General features: G+C 66.2%; 15 protein-coding genes. 8 read left to right on the top strand and 7 right to left on the bottom strand.

The window, feature by feature from the left end:
- Window positions 1-29: 29 nt before the first annotated feature.
- Genes ACVWYQ_RS04545 through ACVWYQ_RS04530 form a run of 4 tightly spaced genes read left to right on the top strand, consistent with a single transcriptional unit; the run spans window position 30 to window position 4783 of the window.
- Complete coding sequence (locus tag ACVWYQ_RS04545) at window positions 30-905, top strand: branched-chain amino acid ABC transporter permease (protein WP_404541121.1); 876 nt, start codon at window positions 30-32, stop codon at window positions 903-905.
- Window positions 902-2572 (top strand): branched-chain amino acid ABC transporter ATP-binding protein/permease, encoded by a 1671-nt coding sequence (locus tag ACVWYQ_RS04540; protein WP_404541123.1) that lies wholly within the window; start codon window positions 902-904, stop codon window positions 2570-2572. Before ACVWYQ_RS04545 ends, ACVWYQ_RS04540 begins: the two co-directional genes overlap by 4 nt.
- Complete coding sequence (locus ACVWYQ_RS04535; protein ID WP_271542202.1) at window positions 2565-3296, top strand: ABC transporter ATP-binding protein; 732 nt, start codon at window positions 2565-2567, stop codon at window positions 3294-3296. Before ACVWYQ_RS04540 ends, ACVWYQ_RS04535 begins: the two co-directional genes overlap by 8 nt.
- 35 nt (window positions 3297-3331) lie before the next feature.
- Entirely contained in the window at window positions 3332-4783 is a 1452-nt protein-coding gene (locus tag ACVWYQ_RS04530; protein WP_271542201.1) for an aldehyde dehydrogenase, read from the top strand.
- Window positions 4784-4835: 52 nt separating this feature from the next.
- On the opposite strand, the gene ACVWYQ_RS04525 is transcribed toward ACVWYQ_RS04530, so the two are convergent.
- The 3 genes from ACVWYQ_RS04525 to ACVWYQ_RS04515 form a co-directional block, all read right to left on the bottom strand.
- Entirely contained in the window at window positions 4836-6824 is a 1989-nt protein-coding gene (locus ACVWYQ_RS04525; protein WP_271542298.1) for a TonB-dependent siderophore receptor, read from the bottom strand.
- A 577-nt stretch (window positions 6825-7401) separates the two neighbouring features.
- Complete coding sequence (locus ACVWYQ_RS04520) at window positions 7402-9390, bottom strand: primary-amine oxidase (protein WP_271542200.1); 1989 nt, start codon at window positions 9388-9390, stop codon at window positions 7402-7404.
- A 15-nt stretch (window positions 9391-9405) separates the two neighbouring features.
- The gene (locus ACVWYQ_RS04515) at window positions 9406-10596 is read right to left on the bottom strand and encodes a serine hydrolase domain-containing protein (protein WP_271542199.1); all 1191 of its coding nucleotides are present in this window, start codon (window positions 10594-10596) and stop codon (window positions 9406-9408) included.
- Between the two features lie 182 nt (window positions 10597-10778).
- Here ACVWYQ_RS04515 and ACVWYQ_RS04510 point away from each other — a divergent pair, with 182 nt between their 5' ends.
- Window positions 10779-11768 carry a helix-turn-helix domain-containing protein gene (locus ACVWYQ_RS04510; RefSeq protein ID WP_404541126.1) on the top strand — a complete coding sequence of 330 codons (990 nt, stop codon included), beginning with the start codon at window positions 10779-10781 and terminating at the stop codon, window positions 11766-11768.
- A gap of 6 nt (window positions 11769-11774) precedes the next feature.
- Here ACVWYQ_RS04510 and ACVWYQ_RS04505 read toward each other — a convergent pair whose 3' ends face one another.
- The 3 genes from ACVWYQ_RS04505 to ACVWYQ_RS04495 form a co-directional block, all read right to left on the bottom strand.
- A complete protein-coding gene (locus tag ACVWYQ_RS04505) occupies window positions 11775-12440 on the bottom strand; it encodes a methionine ABC transporter permease (RefSeq protein ID WP_057029183.1) in 666 nt (221 codons plus the stop codon).
- Window positions 12430-13563, bottom strand: a complete 1134-nt coding sequence (locus ACVWYQ_RS04500; protein ID WP_404541128.1) for a methionine ABC transporter ATP-binding protein — start codon at window positions 13561-13563, stop codon at window positions 12430-12432. The genes ACVWYQ_RS04505 and ACVWYQ_RS04500 overlap by 11 nt, the downstream gene beginning before the upstream one ends.
- A 228-nt stretch (window positions 13564-13791) precedes the next feature.
- Window positions 13792-14598 carry an enoyl-CoA hydratase/isomerase family protein gene (locus ACVWYQ_RS04495; RefSeq protein ID WP_271542196.1) on the bottom strand — a complete coding sequence of 269 codons (807 nt, stop codon included), beginning with the start codon at window positions 14596-14598 and terminating at the stop codon, window positions 13792-13794.
- Window positions 14599-14716: 118 nt separating this feature from the next.
- Here ACVWYQ_RS04495 and nthA point away from each other — a divergent pair, with 118 nt between their 5' ends.
- From nthA to ACVWYQ_RS04480, 3 genes are read left to right on the top strand one after another with little or no spacing between them, the layout of a single operon-like run.
- Entirely contained in the window at window positions 14717-15349 is a 633-nt protein-coding gene (gene nthA / locus ACVWYQ_RS04490; RefSeq protein ID WP_404541130.1) for a nitrile hydratase subunit alpha, read from the top strand.
- Window positions 15346-16005: a nitrile hydratase subunit beta gene (gene nthB, locus ACVWYQ_RS04485; RefSeq protein WP_275509875.1), complete on the top strand. Its 660-nt coding sequence runs from the start codon at window positions 15346-15348 to the stop codon at window positions 16003-16005. The genes nthA and nthB overlap by 4 nt, the downstream gene beginning before the upstream one ends.
- Window positions 16005-16382 (top strand): nitrile hydratase accessory protein, encoded by a 378-nt coding sequence (locus ACVWYQ_RS04480; RefSeq protein ID WP_404541132.1) that lies wholly within the window; start codon window positions 16005-16007, stop codon window positions 16380-16382. Before nthB ends, ACVWYQ_RS04480 begins: the two co-directional genes overlap by 1 nt.
- Before the next feature lie 107 nt (window positions 16383-16489).
- Here ACVWYQ_RS04480 and queC read toward each other — a convergent pair whose 3' ends face one another.
- Entirely contained in the window at window positions 16490-17203 is a 714-nt protein-coding gene (gene queC, locus ACVWYQ_RS04475) for a 7-cyano-7-deazaguanine synthase QueC (protein WP_456725466.1), read from the bottom strand.
- Between the last annotated feature and the right edge of the window lie 14 nt (window positions 17204-17217).

Genomic DNA, 17217 nt, shown 5'->3' with positions numbered 1-17217 from the left:
CTGCCGTCCGCTCAAGGGGGCGCCGCTTCATGTTGCTTGTCGACATCATCCTGCCGGGCCTCGTGCTCGGCGGCATGTACGCGCTGATCGCGCTCGGGCTGACGCTGCAATATGGCGTGGCGCGGATCATGAACCTCTCCTATGGAGAGTCGCTGGTCGCGGCCGCCTTCGGCGCGTTCTCGCTCTATAGCGGCCTTGGGCTGAGCCCGCTCGCGGCGCTGCTGCTGGCGGTCCCGGTCGCGATGGTGCTGAACTGGCTGCTGTATCGCTTCCTGCTGGAACGGCTGATGCGGCGCGGCAAGGACCGGGGCGCGCAGGAGATCGACAGCATCCTCGTCACCTTCGGCGTGCTGTTCGTGATCCAGGGCGCCATGCTGGTCGCCTTTGGCGGCCAGTACTACAGCTATAGCTATCTCTCCATTCCGTTGACGATCATGGGCTCGACGCTTGCTGTCAATCGGCTCGCCGCTCTGCTGTTCGCGGCGCTTGTCGGCGGCGCCGTGTATCTCGCCCTCACCCGCACCCGGATCGGCACTGCGGTACGCGCCATCGCAGTCGATGCCAACGCCGCGCGTCTCGTCGGCATCGACGTCGCGGCCCTGTCGGGGTTGGCGTTTGCCTTTGGCGGCGGCCTCGTCGCCGTCGGCGGCGTGCTGATCAGCATGTTCCTCACCTTCAATGCCGCGATGGGCGTGGTCTTCACGATGAAGGCACTGGTCGTCGTCATCATGGGCGGTGTCGGCAACGTCATCGGTGCGCTGGTCGCCGGACTGCTGCTTGGTGTGGTCGAGACCGCGGTGGCGCGGCTGGTCGATCCCGGTCTGACGCTGGCTGCGACCTACGCCCTGTTTCTCGGCGTGCTCGTGATCAAGCCGACCGGCCTGTTCGGCAGGGCCGCGTCATGACGGGGCCCGTCCGGATTTTGCTGTGGTGCGCCGGCCTCGCCCTCGCCGCATGCCTCGTCACCTATCCGCTCTATGCCAACGGCTATTATCTCGCGCTCGGCATCAGCGTGCTCTATTTCACGATCCTGGCGACCGCGTGGGCGATGTTTTCGGGCCCGACGCGCTACATCTCGCTTGCCACGGTCGCGTTCTTCGGGCTCGGCGCTTACACGGCTGCGGTGCTCGGCGAGACCATGCCCTGGCCGGTCGTGCTGCTGGCCGCAGCCGGCGTGGGCGCACTCACCGCCGCAATCACCGGGCTTTCGACGCTGCGGCTGTCCGGGATCTATTTCGTGATCTTCTCCTTCGGCTTGGCCGAGCTGATCCGGCAGCTCGTGATCTGGTACGAGGTCAACATCCACAAGTCGGTCGGCCGCTATCTCTTCAGTGCGGTGACGCAGGACGTTCTCTACTGGCAGCTGCTGGGCTTGACCGCGGTCGTCTTCCTGGTGGGCTGGATGCTCGGGCGCTCGCGCTATGGGCTGGCCCTGCGCGCCATCGGCGCCGACGAGACCGCGGCGAGCCATTCCGGCATCGATGCCACGCGGATCAAGCTCGGCGTCTTCATTCTGAGCGCGACCTTCATGGCGGTGACCGGCGCGGTCATGGCGCCACGCTGGACCTATATCGATCCGGCCATTGCATTCAATCCAACCATCTCGTTCCAGGTCGTGATCATGGCCCTGCTGGGCGGCGCGGGCTCGCTGTTCGGGCCCGTGCTGGGCGTCATTCCCCTGGTCCTGCTGTTCGAGGTGCTGACCGCGACGCTGCCCAACCATTTCAGCATCGTGCTCGGCGTCATCTTCGTGTTCATCGTGATGGTGTTGCCGAACGGCGTGGTCGGCCTGTTCGGGGTGAGCCGCTGGCGCGTTCCGGCCGGCGGTCCTGCCACCGCGCCCGCCCGCGCGGGCGATGCACCGCTGCTCGCGGTCGACGGCGTCAGCAAATCGTTCAGCGGATTGCGCGCCGTCGACGGTGTCAGCTTCACGGTCACCACGGGCGAGATCATCGGCATCATCGGCCCGAACGGATCCGGCAAGACGACGCTGCTGAATACGCTGTCCGGGGCGCTGCGGCCCTCCTCGGGCACGATCCGGCTGGGCGGCATCGTCCTCAACGGTATGCGCGCGCACCAGATCGCGCGCCTTGGCCTTGCGCGCACGTTCCAGCTGGTGCGCGTGATGCCGGACCTGACGGTGGCCGAAAACGTTGCGGCGGCGCGGCTGTTCTCGACCTCGAACGGCTCGGGCGCAACGGCAAGCGAGCTGCTGGACCTCGTCGGGCTCGGCAAGCTGCAGGAAGCGCCCGCGAGCGAGCTGACCTATATCGACCAGAAGCGGCTCGAGCTTGCCCGCGCGCTGGCGCTGCAGCCGCGCCTCGTGCTGCTCGACGAATGGCTGGCGGGTCTCAATCCGAGCGAGCTCGAGACCGGCATCGCGCTGATCGCGAAATTGCGCGATCGCGGCCTCACCATCATCATGGTCGAGCATGTCATGGATGCGATCCGAGCGCTGTGCAGCCATTGCATCGTCATGAATGCCGGCAGCGTGATCGCGCGCGGCGCGCCGGAGGCCGTGTTGTCCGATCCAAGAGTCGTTGCCGCCTATCTCGGAGGCGACGATGCTTGAGGTCGCCGCCCTCTCCCACTTCTATGGCAAGCACCAGGCTCTCGCCGACATTGCGCTTGCTATCGGGCAAGGCGAGATCGTCGCGATCCTCGGCGCCAACGGCGCCGGCAAGTCCACCCTGCTCAAGAGCATCGCCGGGCTGGTCAAGCCCGCGCCGGGCGCAACGATCCGGTTCGAGGGACATCACATTGGCGAACTGCCCGCCCATCTGATCGTGGAGCGCGGCATCGCGCTGGTGCCCGAAGGCCGCGGCGTGTTCGGCGATTTGACGGTTGCCGAGAATCTGCAGCTCGGCGCCTACCCCGCCCGCGCCCGCGCAGGCGAGGCAGACCGGCTCGCGAGGATCCTGCGACTGTTCCCGCGCCTTGCCGAGCGCATGGCCCAGGCCGTTCGCACCATGAGCGGCGGCGAGCAGCAGATGGTGGCGATCGGCCGGGCGCTGATGTCGAACCCGCTGCTGCTCCTGCTCGATGAGCCCTCGCTCGGCCTGTCGCCCCTGCTCAGCCGGGAGGTCTTCCGCGCGTTGGCGGAGATTCGCAGCGGCGGCCTCAGCGTATTGCTGGTCGAGCAGAATGCGCGGGCGAGCCTCGACATCGCCGACCGTGTCTACCTGATCGAGTCCGGCCGCAACGCCGGCAGCGGACCGGCCAGTGCGATGAAGAACGATCCGGAGGTTCAGCGCGCCTATCTCGGCAAGGCCCGCGCGGCCCCGTCCCCACCATAATCGCTCAATCCCGCCTGCAACCTTTGGAGTGCATCATGAACGCGATCGACCTTCTCATCGGCGGCAAGGACCAGTCGGCAAGTAATCAACGCACCTTCCAGCGCCACAACCCGATCTCCGGCGACGTCGCGACCATCGTGGCGGCGGCCTCGATCGACGACGCGATGCGGGCCGCGGACGCTGCGGCCGCCGCCTTCCCGGCCTGGTCACAGCTCGGTCCGTCCGAGCGCCGCAAGCGGCTCAATGCGGCCGCCGACATCCTCGCACGCCGGGCCGCGGAATTCACCGCGCTGATGGTCGCCGAAACCGGCGCCACCGCGGGCTGGGCCGGATTCAACGTGCACCTGGCCGAAGGCATGCTGCGCGAAGCCGCGGCCATGACGACGCAGATATCCGGCGAAGTCATTCCGACCGACAAGCCCGACAACCTCGCCATGGCGTTTCGCCAGCCGGTCGGCGTGGTGCTCGGCATCGCGCCCTGGAACGCTCCCGTGATCCTCGGCGTGCGATCGGTCGCGATGCCGCTCGCCTGCGGCAATACCGTGGTGCTGAAGGCGTCCGAGATGAGCCCGGGCGTGCATCGTCTGATCGGAAGCTGCCTGGCGGAGGCCGGCCTCGGTGACGGCGTCGTCAATGTCGTGACCAACGCGCCCGAGGATGCGCAGGCGGTGGTCGAGGCGCTGATCGCCCATCCTGCGATCCGCCGCGTCAATTTCACCGGCTCGACCCGCGTCGGCCGCCTCATCGCACTCGCATGCGCAAAGCACCTAAAGCGCGCGCTGCTGGAGCTTGGCGGCAAGGCCCCGCTCGTGATCCTCGACGATGCCGATCTCGACGCTGCCGTGAATGCGGCAGCGTTCGGAGCCTTCATGAACCAGGGGCAGATCTGCATGTCGACCGAGCGGATCGTGGTCGACGACAAGGTGGCGGACGCCTTCATCGCCAAGTTCGCCGCCAAGGCCAGGAGCCTTCCCTTCGGCGATCCCCGCAAGGGCAATGTCGTGCTCGGCTCGCTGGTCAGTGACGCCGCCTGCGAGCGCGTCCGGGGCCTGATCGACGATGCCGTCGCCAAGGGCGCGGTGCTTGCTGCCGGCGGCCACGGCAGCGGCACCATCATGCCCGCCACCATCGTCGATCATGTCACGCCGGCGATGCGTATCTATGGCGAGGAGAGCTTTGGTCCGGTCGTGACCGTGGTGCGCGTGAGCGGGATCGACGAAGCCGTGCGCGTGGCCAACGACACCGAATACGGCCTCTCCTCGGCCGTGTTCGGCCGCGACATCGCCCGTGCGCTCGGCGTTGCCAGGCGGATCGAGGCGGGCATCTGCCACGTCAACGCCCCGACCGTGCATGACGAGCCTCAGATGCCGTTCGGCGGCACCAAGGCGTCAGGCTATGGCCGCTTCGGCGGCAAGGCCGCAATCGACGAGTTCACCGAACTGCGCTGGATCACCGTGCAGACCGGGCCCCGGCACTATCCGTTCTGATCGGCGGGATGCAGATCCGGCCTCCAAGGCCGGACTGTCCCTCGGATTGTGCTCACCAGCGGTAGGTCAGCCTGGCGATGGCTTTCCGCCCTTCCGCGTAGAAGCAGCCCGACATGCTGTAGCATGCGGCGACATAGCGGGTGTCGGCGAGATTGGTGACGTTCAGTGCCAGGCGCCAATTGTCCCTGTTGTAGGCCAGCAGCGCGTCGAGAACGGTCGACGATCCCACCTTGAACGTGTTGGCCTCGTCGCCCCAGGTCGCGCCGACATAGCGGATGCCGCCGCCGAATTGCAGGCCCGCGAGCGGCCCGTTCTGGAGCGTATAGTCGCTCCACAGCGAGGCGCGGTTGAGCGGCACCGTAGTTGGCGCCTTGCCGACATTCACCGGATCCTGCGTGACCATGGCGTCGACATAGGCATAGGCGGCGCGCAGGTTCCAGCCATCGGCGAGCGACATCGTGCCTTCGAGCTCGATGCCGCGCGACTTCACCTGCCCGATCTGTTCGTAAAAGGTGGCCGCGGGCACGTACACGGCGACGTTGTCGCGCGTCAGGTCGAAGGCGGCGAAGGTGAACAGCGCGTTCCAGCCGACCGGCTGGTACTTGACGCCGACCTCGTATTGGACGCCGGTCTCGGGATTGAGCATCTGTCCGCCAAAGCCGGTCGCGAGCAGCGGCAGGAACGATTCCGAGTAGCTGAAATAAGGCGCGATGCCGTTGTCGAAATTGTACATCACCGCGGCTCGGCCGGTGAAGGCCGAGGCGTCCTTCGCGGCCGTCGTGTTGGCGATACCGTTGTCGACCTGCGTCGTCACGAAATCCTGGCGGCCGCCGAGCTGGAAAGAGAGCCGGCCGAGCTTGATCTGATCCTGCGCATAGACGCCGACCTGGGATTGCTTGACGCCCGTATTGTCGTTCATAGCGCCGATGGCGTAGTCGTAGCTGTAATTCGGATTGAAGACGTTGATCTCGGGGGACGAGGTCGTGACGCCGAAGGCGGTGTCGCGGAAGGACGTGTTGCGATAGTCGACACCAACCAGCGTGGTGTGGCTGAGAATGCCGGTGGTGAACTTGCCCTGGAGCTGGTTGTCCACGGCCAATGAGTTGATGTAGGAGTTGCTGTAGCTGCCATAGCGCGCGAGCTGCCCTGCGGCTTCGTTGGTATAGCCGCCGCCGTAAAACACCTTCTCCTCGTTGTGCTGATAGGCGTAGCGCAGATTTTGCCGGAACGTGACGTTGTCGGTGAAATTGTGCGCGAGCTGGTAGCCGACGGTTGCGATCTCGGTGTTGAACGCGTCGAAGCCCGGCACGCCCGCGAAGAACGAGACCGGGATAGTGCGGCCGTTGTTCGGCCACACCGTGCCCGACGCCGGCAGGAACTGAAGGCCCCACCCCGCCCGGTCGCGCTGGTAGTTGGCGAGCAGGGTGATGGTGGTGTCCTCGTTCGGCTTGAACGTCACCGCGGGCGCGATGAAGACGCGGTTGTCCTTGCTGAAGTCCACCTGGGTCTGTCCGTCACGCACGACGCCGGTCAGGCGCCACAGCACCGTCCCTTCCTTGTTGGCGGGGCCGCCCATGTCGAACTGGCCCTGATAGCGATTGAAGCTGCCGCCCGAGATCGAGACCTCGCCGAACTGCTGCGCCGTCGGCAGCTTGGTCACGTAGTTGAGAACGCCGCCGGTGCCGCTGCCGCCATACATCGCGGAGGACGGACCCTTGAGCACCTCGATGCGCTCGGCCCCATAGGGCTCGAGGCCATTGAAGTGCACGTAATTGCTGGAGGGAATGCGCAGGCCGTCGACGAAAAGGCCCGGCATCGTCATGTCGAAACCGCGGATCTGGAGGCCGCCGAAGCGCGTGTCCGAGCCGCCATTGACGTCGCCGCTGACGCCGGCGGTGTAGCGCAAGGCCTCGCCGATCGAGACCGCGCCCTGGTTTCTGATCTGATCGGTGGTGATGACCGACACCGACTGCGGCGTTTCGATCAGCGGCGTATCAGTCTTGGTGGCGGTGCCGCTGCGCGTCGCAACGAAACCGCGCACCGGACCATTGGCGCGTTCGCCCGTTGCGCCGTTCGATGAGGCCGACTGGGTCGGTGCGGCCTGCTGCGCCGGCGCGCGGCGGTTGGCGCGTGCAGTACGTGTCGCCGCCCTTCGCGACGACGCAATTGCCGCCGGACGAGCGCGCTGCGCCGGCGCTTCGACGGTGACCGGAGGAATCTGCGTCTGGGCCTGGGCAGAGCCGAAGGGCGCGGTGAGAGCGAATGTGCTGGCCGCGCCAAGGAAGAGCATCTGAATCTGTCGGCGGCGCGTGTTCTTACGCGAAGAAGGTTGGAAATCGGTCACGTCTGTTGAGCCCCACGCACTGCCGGCTTTGCCGGTATCGTTCTTGATGGCCCGCCCTAACTCAGGCGGTTTCGGAGTGCGATAGGAACAGCGTTAGAATTTCTCCAGACGTGTGCACAGCACCTGCGAGGCATGCGCTCATGCGCGCTGCTTCTTTGGGATTGGAATCCCTCTAAAATGATTCTGTCAGTGTGCTAGGAGCCCGACCGGATGCGACGGCGCGCGTCGCGCAATCAGCGTTGCGACCAAAGCCAGGGGTGCGAGCGGATGAAGGTCACGTCCGGTCCGCGTGACAACAGGTCGTGCTCTTCTCGCCAGCCAGCACGCTGCGGCTGTTGCGGTCCGGCGGGAGGTCGCCAGCCGCATTCGCCGAAAAGAATCCGGTTGGCTTCAACACGAAGCCGGCATATTCCACCGGCATGATCGGAAAGTCTTCGGGCTTGCAGACATGGGTGTGGCCGAAAGAGTGCCACACCACGATGTCGGCATTCTCGATGTTGCGATTCTGCGCGGCATAGCGCGGCAGGCCGTCACCGCCGGCGTGAACGTTGGGATAGTCGCCGCTGGCGTACTTCTCGGCCGGATCGAATGCAGTCACCCAGACATGCTTGGTGGCAAAGCCGCCGCGCTTGCGCACATAGCTGCCCTCCTGCGCCAGCATCAAGGGGCTCGGATTGATGACGAGCTTGTAGGCCGGTGCACCGCCGACCGAATTGGTCTCGTTCGGATTACTGATCTTCCAGAACCGGCCGGTCTCGCCATTGGCGACCGCCGCGGCGTCGCGCTCGCGCGACAGCACGCGCGTGGTGGTGTCGAACACGTTGCCGTGCGGATTGTCATCGCCCCAGGGCCGCGGCACGAACTCGTGCTCCGTCACCGTGTTACCGCCGCCGTCGAGATCCATATGCAGGCGGACGTTGAAGAAGTGCTGGTGCGTGGGGCCGCCGAGATTATCGTCGACCATGCCACCCCATCGGTACTTTTCGCCCAACTGGACCGCGGCGGTCTGGATGATGCCAGTGAGTTTCGTCTCCAGCTGAATCGTGCCGTCCTGATAGAGATACCAGTAGAAGCCGTAATCGTAATTGCCGACGGTGGCGAAGAACGAGATCACGAGCCGCCGGGATCTCCGCACCTCGAACAGGCCGTTGCGGAACTCGTAGTGCTTCCAGGCAATCCCGTAATCCTCCTCATGAATGCAGAGCGCGTTCTGCATGACGAAGGGCTCGCCCTTGCTGTCGGCTGCGGGCACGTCGAAATAATGGATGTTGCCGAGACAGTCGCAGCCTAGCTCCAGCGCGTTGGCGAGCATGCCGAGCCCGTATTCGCCGGCATCGAAGGCCGACTTCCAGAAATGGTTCGCGGTCGGATCGGCATAAGGCACCACCATCTCGGTGACGCTGGCGCGGTGGATCAGCGACCGCTTGCGCGCGCCGTCCTGGTAGGCGAGCTGATGCAGCACGAGGCCCTCGCGCGGCGTGAAGCCCACGCGGAAGCTCCATTTCTGCCAGTCGACTTTCCAGCCGTCGACCTTGAAGCTCGGCCCTTCCGGCTGCTCGATATGCAGCGGCTTGATGTCGGTGCGCGGGTTTGGCACCTCATGTGCGCCGTAGTTCCGTTTCTTGCGCGGAATCGGCACGATGGGATCTTCATCCGTGAGCTCGATGACCTTGCCCCCGATGAGGTCGACCACTGCGACCACGCCCTCGATCGGATGGGCGTAGCCGTTGTCCTGGAGATGCTCGCGAAAATAGCTGACGGCCCGCACAATGCGGGCGCCGCGCTCGAACTCCTTGTCGAAGAATCCGGAGGAGAACGGGTCGACCTGAACCAGCTCGATGTCCTTGTCGGTCAGCCCGCGCCGAACCATCGCCGCCCGCCAGGCGGGATCGGCCTTCACTACGGCATCGCACTTGAAGAACTCTTCCAGCATCACCGGCGGCTGCCCATAGGGCGCCTCGCGGTTCGGCACGACCTTGCGGCCGACGATCTCGCCGCGGCCGAGGTCAACGATATGCTCGATCGCCTCGCCCGTGGCGACGTCGAGCGTCAACGCGAAGGCGCGGCGCTCCACCTCGCCTGCGGCCAACTCCTGCTTCGTGGGCTCCTCCAGCCGCACCGTCGGGAAACGGCAGTTCGCCGCCGAGGTGGCCCCCGCCCGCACCAAAGCGCAAGCCGCGGTGATCTCGTCGGCCGTCAGCGGATCGAGCGGATGCGGTGTCGCGGTCTGCGCTCGCGGTTGGGCTTTGGCGGTTTCAAGCATGAGGACGTCCAAATATCAGGCGAGATGTGCGGTGATGGCGCGGAAGGCAGCAAACCAGCGCTGGTCGATCGGCACGTCCATTGCCTTGGGCTGTGTTGCGAGCTTGACGATGACGGTGTCGGAGTCGAGGTCGACATAGAGGTGCTGGCCGTGAATGCCGATCGCGGTGAGCGCGTTGCGCGAAGGATCGATGGTGAACCATTTGCTGCGGTAGCGCGCACCCGGGAAGAACTCGGCGAGGTCGCCATCGGCCCACGCCTTGGGATCACCGTTCTCGCGGATGTCGTCGATCCACCAGCCCGGCACCACCTGCCGGCCCTCGACGACGCCGCGGCAGCGGATCATCTCGCCGAAGCGGACGAGATCGCGCGCCGTGACCGAGATGCCGCCGGCAATGCGGCCCATGCCGTGGCTATCGAGTGTGAGAGAGCCGTCCTCCTCCGCGCCCAGGGGCTGCCAGAGAAACTCGGAGAGAATGAGATGGTAGGGCATCCCGCAGGCGCGTTCATACACCCAGCCGAGCACCTCGGTATTGGGCGAGACGTAGTGGAACACCTTGCCGTGCGGTTTGCCGCTGCCGCGCAGCGTCGTCAGATAAGCGCGCTGATGGCTGGGCTCAACGCCCGGCGGCGGCACGTCCCAACCCGAGGAGAACCGATAGCGCGCGAGGTCCCCGGCGGGGTCCTCGTAATCCTCCTCGAACTTGATGGCGACGGCCATGTCGAGCAGGTTGCGGACGGTGCAGCCGGCGTAGACCGATGTCTCCAGCTCCGGCACGTAGCGCAGCACCCTCGCCTCTGGATCGACCAGGCCGCGCGCGGCCAGCACGCCGCCGAGCGTGCCAGCGATCGCCTTGCTGATCGAGCAGATCAGATGCGGCGTGGTCGCGCTCATGCCGTCGCCGTACCATTCATGGATCAGCGTGCCCTGATGCATCACGAGGAGCGTGTCGGCAAACGTTTCGCGCAGCGCACATTCGATCGTGGTCGCTTTGCCATCAGGCCCGGTGAAGCCGAGCTTTGCCAGTTCGCGCGGGGCGCTTCTCATCGGCGTCGGCCGGGCGGAGCGGCGGATCTCTGCGGTCGGCAGCACTTCGCGGGTGTGGGTAAAACCCCAGCGGATCGCGGGAAAGCTGCGCCAATTGGCGCGCGTCACCTGAGCCTCGGGTGCGGGCGGGCTGCCGCGCATGACATCGGTCGGTCGCATCTCGATCTCTCCGCGAAGCGCCGTCCCGGCTGCGATGTCGGAACGGCAGGACGTAAGCCTGCACCGCGGCGCTCTCAGGCGTTATCGAGATCCGGCAATATTTTGCTGGACAGCGTCTATGGCCGTGCCAGTCTGGCGCGGTTCCTGCTCAGTGCTGGGCTCAAGGATTTCGACGTATTGCCATGGCCTTAAGGGCAACTCTTCCGATTCAGGACTCGGCTGCCAGCCTGCTCCAGGCGAACAGCACGGATGTCGATGAGCATTGCGCAAGCCTCGGCCGCTGGCGGCTGAGCTACGACCAGATCAGCGCCGGCGCGTTCCGGGGCAGCTTCACGCAACTCTCCTTGCCCCGGCTGGAGGTGTTCCGCGAGATCACCAGCCAGCAGGTCCGTCAATATGGCCAGCTTGGCGCCGACAGTTTTGGCATCGGCCTGCCATGGCACGGCGACAGCGAGCTCAGCTTCAACGGGACCGGTGCCAGCGGCGCCCGCGTCCTCGCCAGCATCGACGCCGAGATCGACATGTGTACGCCGAAAGCCTTCGAGCTGCGCGGCGTCGTTGCCAGCACGGTGTTGATCGCAGAGCTCGCCGCCCGGCTCGACATCGAGCTGCCGCGCACCGCCTGGCACCGGCTGCAGATGATCGAAATGGCGGAAGCGCCGGTCGCGCGGCTGCGGGCGCATCTGGCCGCCATTCAAGCGACGATCACGACCGCTCCGGCAACGTTCAACGATCCGGCGGCGCGGCTGGCCCTGGAAGACGCCCTCCTCGTCGAGATCATGGACATGCTGCCGACCGCACGCCCGAGCGATCCCGGCCGCAGCGCGGCGGCTCGGAAGCGAACCGTGGATCGTGCCCGCGAGCTGATGCATGGCAGGGGCGATCGCTCGCTCTCGCTGCTGGAGGTCTGCAAGGCCGTCGGCGCCAGCCCGCGCAAGCTCGGCTATTGCTTCCAGGAGGTTTTGGGTACGAGCCCGATGCACTATTGGCGCGCGATGCGGCTGAACCGTGTGCGGCGCGATCTCAAGGGCGCCGGCGGCAACGAGACCTCGGTCTACGACGTCGCGGTGCAGCACGGCTTCTGGCACTTCAGCCAGTTCTCGCTCGACTACAAGCGCCACTTCGGCGAGCTGCCCTCGCAGACGCTGCGTCGCGCGAGGTGTGCCGCCTGATCGGATTCAGCGATGCCGCAACCGGCGATTGACCCGGCGCGCCAGGTAATCGCCGGCGCTCTGGACGATCTGCACCAGTGCGATCAGCACGACCACGACGGCCAGCATCATCTCCGGCATGAAGCGCTGGTAGCCGTAGCGGATGCCGAGATCGCCAAGGCCGCCGCCGCCGACTGCGCCGACCATGGCGGAATAGCCGAGTAGGCTGACCACCGCGAGCGTCAGCGCCAGCAGCAGTCCCGGCAGCGCCTCCGGGATCAGGACCTTGAGCACGATCTGGAGCGGTGAAGCGCCGAACGAGGACGCGGTCTCGATCAGGCCGCCGTCGACCTCGCGGATCGCAGCCTCGACGAGCCGCGCGATGAACGGCGTCGAAGCGATCGTTAGCGGCACGATAGCGGCCGTCGAGCCGATCGAGGTGCCGGCAACGAGGCGCGTGAACGGGATGATGGCGACGACGAGGATGATGAAGGGCGTCGAGCGTGTCGCATTGACGACGATGCCGAGCACGCGATTGACGATGGGCGCCGCGAACAGCTCGCCTTTGCGGCTGGTGGCCAGGAACACGCCGAGCGGCAGGCCGAAGGCGGTGCCGAGCAGCGCCGCGATGCCGACCATGTACAGGCTTTCGAAGGTAGCCTGGACGATCAGGTTGATGAGTTCAGGCGACATAGCCGAGACGCTCCGCCGAGAGTTGATATTGAGAGAGCCAGGCGAGCGTCACCGCGTCCTCGCCGACGGGAATGCCGAGCGTCAGCGAGCCCACGTGCTGGCCGCCGATCTCGTCGATGCGCGCCGACAGCAGCGACACGTCGAGCGCTAGCTCACGCGCGAGCCGCGCCACCACGGTGTCGCCGGCCCCTGCCCCGCGCACCTGGATCCGGATCACGGCCTGCCCGCCGGCAGGCCGCTCCGAAACGATCCGGCTCGCCAGCGACACCGGCAGGCTGTCGCCGATCACCTCCGCCAGGAAGGACTGCGTGATCGGATGTCTTGGCTGCGTGAAGATATCGGCGACATGGCCACTCTCGACCACGCGGCCGGCGTCCAGCACCACCACCTCCTTGGCGAGCTGGCGCACCACGGACATCTCGTGGGTAATCAGCACGATGGTCACGCCGAGCTCGCGGTTGATGTTCGCAAGCAGATCGAGGATCGCGCGCGTGGTCTGCGGATCGAGTGCCGAGGTCGCCTCGTCCGACAGCAGCACGCTTGGCCGCGTCGCCAGCGCGCGGGCGATGCCGACGCGCTGCTTCTGGCCGCCGGACAGTTCGGAAGGATAGCGGTCGTGCTTGTCGGCGATGCCGACCAGCGCGAGCAGCTCGGCGACGCGGGCCTTGATGTCGGTCTTGGTCCAGCCGGCGATCTCGAGCGGCAGCGCGATGTTGTCGGCGGCGGTTCGCGAGGACAGCAGATTGAAGTGCTGGAAGATCATGCCGATCGAGCGCTGCGCCAATCGAAGCTCGCGGCCGGTCAGCGCCGAGATATCGCGGCCGTCGACGATCACACGGCCCGTGGTCGGTTTCTCCAGGCCGTTGATCAGCCGGACCAGGCTCGACTTGCCGGCGCCAGAGCGGCCGATCACGCCGGTGATGGAGCCGCGCGGAATGGCGAAGTCGATGTCTTGCAGCGCGTTGACGCCGGGCTTGCCGCGATAGGCCGGATAGGTCTTGGAGATGCCGGCGAAACGGACCATCGCGTCCGGCTCGGCGGGCGCGGGTGAAATCGCTTCGAGCGTTTCGATCGGTCGTCCGATCGCGAGCGATTGGTGGGCATTCATGGAGACGGCCTTCATGCACGATAGCTCGGTCACCCGCATGCCCAGGGCACATGGGAACCGGTCGCGTCTCTGCGACGTGGTGAAAATGGCGACGAGGGCTCAATCGAGCGCGCTGCACCGCAGCACGCACCTTCGCTCTTTCTGGTCTTCCTTGCAATCTCAGATATTTGGAAGGACGTGGACGAAATTTTCCCGATCGTCTCCTGACGAGGAAGATTTATCCGCCGAATTTCGGCGCTGTGATCACCGACCCCGGAACCGCGGCTTGCGGCGCGTCAGGAACGCCTCCACGCCTTCCTTGTGGTCTTCGCTGAGGCTGGCGAGCGCGAACTGATCGACATCCATGTGGCTTGCAAGATCGTCCAGCGCATGCGCGAGCCGGTTGACGGTCAGCTTGGTCATGGCGACGGACAGCGGCGGTTGCGCGGCAACCTTGCGGGCAAGCTCCATGGCGGCATCGAAGGCATGGCCGGGATCCGCCACCTGCTCGACGAGCCCCCATTCATAGGCCTCGTCCGCGCTGATGCGCTGGTCGGCCAGGATCACTGCCTGCTTGGTGCGGGCCGGCCCGATCAGATGCAGCATGCGCGGGATGCCCTGCCAGCTCATATTCATGCCGAGCCCGATCTCGGGCACGCGCAGATGCGCATCGCGCCCCATCACCCGGAAATCGAGCGCCACCGCGAGGGCGACGCCGCCGCCGACGCAAAAGCCTTCGATCGCGGCGATCGTGATCTGCTCCATGTCCTGCCAGGCTTGGGTGAGGCGCGGCCCGAGCTTGAGGTGCCGCCGCAGCGCGCCGAGGTCCATCTCCTTGCGCGAGCGTCCCTCGGCGTCCTTGAGATCGAAGCCGGCGCTGAAGGCGCCCGAGCTGCCGGTCAGCACGACGACCGAGGTCGCTGCATCGTCCTCGAAGCTGCGCGCGGCCGCCGTGAGTTGGCGCAGCGCCTCCGGCGAGAGCGCGTTGATGCCGTCGCCGCGGTCGAAGCGCACGACCGCGATCCGCCCCTCCGGCCCGAGACCCTTCTCGATCTTCACGTAATCGGTCACCATCATCTCCACGCTGTTTGCGGGATGCTAGCGTACAAATGCCCTCACGCATATGTGCCAGGACTGCGCTGCAACGAGCCCTCGACAGCCCCTAGCCATTGCGCCTATCTTCCGCGACATGAGCCAAGATCACGACCATCATCACCACGATCACGATCGTTCCGAGCTGTCCGAGACCGAGCTGCGCGTGCGCGCGCTCGAGACGATCCTGACCGAAAAAGGCTATGTCGAGCCGGCTGCGCTCGATGCCATCATCCAGGCCTATGAGACCAAGATCGGCCCGCACAATGGCGCGCGCGTGGTCGCCAAGGCCTGGACCGATCCGGCGTTCAAGACGGCGCTGCTGCAGGACGGCTCCAAGGCCATCGGCACGCTCGGCCATGTCAGCCGCGTCGGCGATCATCTCGTCGTGGTCGAGAACACGCCCGAGCGGCACAACATGGTCGTGTGCACACTGTGCTCTTGTTACCCCTGGGAAATGCTCGGGCTGCCGCCGGTCTGGTACAAGGCCGCGCCCTACCGCTCGCGCGCGGTAAAGGATCCGCGCGGCGTGCTCGCCGATTTCGGGGTCGCACTGCCCAAGGACATCGAGATCCGGGTGTGGGATTCCACGGCCGAGACGCGCTTCCTGGTGCTGCCGATGCGCCCCGCGGGCACGGAAGGCTGGAGCGAGGAGCAGCTCGCCGACCTCGTGACGCGCGATTCCATGATCGGCACCGGTTTCCCCAGGACGCCGGGAGCACCGTCGTGAACGGCGTGCACGACATGGGCGGCATGGACGGGTTCGGCAAGGTCGAGCCCGAGCCGAACGAGCCGATGTTTCACGAGGAATGGGAGTCGCGCGTGCTGGCCATGGTGCGCGCGATGGGCGCGGCCGGCGCCTTCAACATCGACACCTCGCGCTTCTATCGCGAGACCTTGCCGCCGCATGTTTACCTGTCGAGCTCCTATTACAAGAAATGGTTTCTCGGGCTCGAGGAGATGCTGATCGACAAAGGCTATCTCACCCGCGAGGAGGTCGCCGCCGGCCATGCGATGCAGCCTGCAAAGGCGCTCAAGCACGGCAAGTTCGACCGCGCCAATGTCGAGCGCGTGATGGTGCGCGGCAAGTTCGGCCGCCCTGCCCCGGCTCCGGCGAAATTCAACATCGGCGATCGCGTCCGCGCCAGGAATATTCACCCTGCCACGCACACGCGGCTGCCGCGCTATGTGCGCGGCCATATCGGCGTGGTCGAGCTGAACCACGGCTGCCACGTCTTTCCGGATACGGCGGCGATGGAGCGCGGCGAGAACCCGCAATGGCTCTATACCGTGGTGTTCGAGGGCCGCGATCTCTGGGGCGAGGACGGCGATCCCACGCTGAAGGTCTCGATCGACGCGTTCGAGCCCTATCTGGAGCCGGCGTGATGAGCAGCGCGCTTGCGGCCGCCGCGACGGCGGCGATCCCGAGCATTCCGTGCGACGACGACGGCCCGGTGTTCCGTGCGCCCTGGGAGGCGCATGCCTTCGCGATGGCCTTGAGCCTGCACGAGCGCGGCGTATTCACCTGGCCGGAATGGGCCGCAGCACTCGCCGACGAGATCAAGCGCGCCCAGGCCGCCGGCGACCCCGAAACCGGCGAGACCTACTATCTGCACTGGCTCGCCACGCTGGAGGGCCTCGTCGCCCGCAAGGGCGTCGCGTCGATGGAGACGCTGCACCGCTATCGGAATGCGTGGGACCACGCCGCGGATCGCACGCCACACGGCAAGCCGATCGAGCTCAGGCCAGAGGATTTTGGCTAGCTGATCGCTCCGTCGTCATTGCGAGCGCAGCGAATCGAGAATCCCTCCGCGGTGACAGTTTGGATTGCTTCGTCGCAAGGGCTCCTCGCAATGACGACAGAGCGAGCCTACCGTCCCGCCACGTACTCGTTCCACCCCTTCGCCCGCAAACTGCACGCGGGGCACTCGCCGCAGCCATGACCCCATTCGTGCAGCGCGCCGCGTTCGCCGAGATAGCAGGTGTGCGACTGCTCGCGGATCGAATCGACCAGCCCGTCGCCGCCAAGGTCGTGCGCCAGCTTCCAGGTTGCGGCCTTGTCGATCCACATCAAGGGCGTGTGCAGCTCGAACTGCTTGGCCATGCCGAGCGAGAGCGCGGCCTGCATGGCGCGGACGGTCTCGTCACGGCAATCGGGATAGCCGGAATAATCGGTCTCGCACATGCCGCCGACGATGTGGCTGATGCCGCGCCGGTAGGCCAGCGCCGCGGCGAAGGTCAGGAACACGAGGTTGCGGCCCGGCACGAAGGTGTTCGGCAGGCCGTCCGCGCCCATCGCGATCGCGACGTCGCGGGTCAGCGCCGTCTCGGACACCGCCGCCAGCGTCGGGATCGACAGCGTGTGGCTCTCGCCGAGCCTTGCAGCCCAATCGGCGCGCAGGGCCTTGATGCCGTCGAGCAGGCGGTCGCGGCAGGCAAGCTCGATGGCGTGGCGCTGGCCGTAGTCGAACCCCAGCGTCTCCACGCGCGCGAAGCGGCTCAGCGCCCAAGCGAGGCAGGTGGTGGAATCCTGGCCGCCGGAGAACAGCACCAGCGCGGTTTGTGAGGAAAATGCATCACTCATGGCCCGCGCTTTAG

The organism is Bradyrhizobium sp. USDA 3397, from assembly GCF_054060965.1.
The sequence above is the reverse complement of the archived record's forward strand: the minus strand, read 5'-3'. Positions and strand labels throughout refer to the sequence as shown.

What these genes read in the sequence shown, in the direction of transcription:
- ACVWYQ_RS04545 (WP_404541121.1), top strand. Translation starts at nt 30, where the DNA reads ATGTTGCTTGTCGACATCATCCTGCCGGGCCTCGTGCTCGGCGGCATG.
- ACVWYQ_RS04540 (WP_404541123.1), top strand. Translation starts at nt 902, where the DNA reads ATGACGGGGCCCGTCCGGATTTTGCTGTGGTGCGCCGGCCTCGCCCTC.
- ACVWYQ_RS04535 (WP_271542202.1), top strand. Translation starts at nt 2,565, where the DNA reads ATGCTTGAGGTCGCCGCCCTCTCCCACTTCTATGGCAAGCACCAGGCT.
- ACVWYQ_RS04530 (WP_271542201.1), top strand. Translation starts at nt 3,332, where the DNA reads ATGAACGCGATCGACCTTCTCATCGGCGGCAAGGACCAGTCGGCAAGT.
- ACVWYQ_RS04520 (WP_271542200.1), bottom strand. Translation starts at nt 9,390, where the DNA reads ATGCTTGAAACCGCCAAAGCCCAACCGCGAGCGCAGACCGCGACACCG.
- ACVWYQ_RS04515 (WP_271542199.1), bottom strand. Translation starts at nt 10,596, where the DNA reads ATGCGACCGACCGATGTCATGCGCGGCAGCCCGCCCGCACCCGAGGCT.
- ACVWYQ_RS04510 (WP_404541126.1), top strand. Translation starts at nt 10,779, where the DNA reads ATGGCCTTAAGGGCAACTCTTCCGATTCAGGACTCGGCTGCCAGCCTG.
- ACVWYQ_RS04505 (WP_057029183.1), bottom strand. Translation starts at nt 12,440, where the DNA reads ATGTCGCCTGAACTCATCAACCTGATCGTCCAGGCTACCTTCGAAAGC.
- ACVWYQ_RS04500 (WP_404541128.1), bottom strand. Translation starts at nt 13,563, where the DNA reads ATGAAGGCCGTCTCCATGAATGCCCACCAATCGCTCGCGATCGGACGA.
- nthA (WP_404541130.1), top strand. Translation starts at nt 14,717, where the DNA reads ATGAGCCAAGATCACGACCATCATCACCACGATCACGATCGTTCCGAG.
- ACVWYQ_RS04480 (WP_404541132.1), top strand. Translation starts at nt 16,005, where the DNA reads ATGAGCAGCGCGCTTGCGGCCGCCGCGACGGCGGCGATCCCGAGCATT.
- queC (WP_456725466.1), bottom strand. Translation starts at nt 17,203, where the DNA reads ATGAGTGATGCATTTTCCTCACAAACCGCGCTGGTGCTGTTCTCCGGC.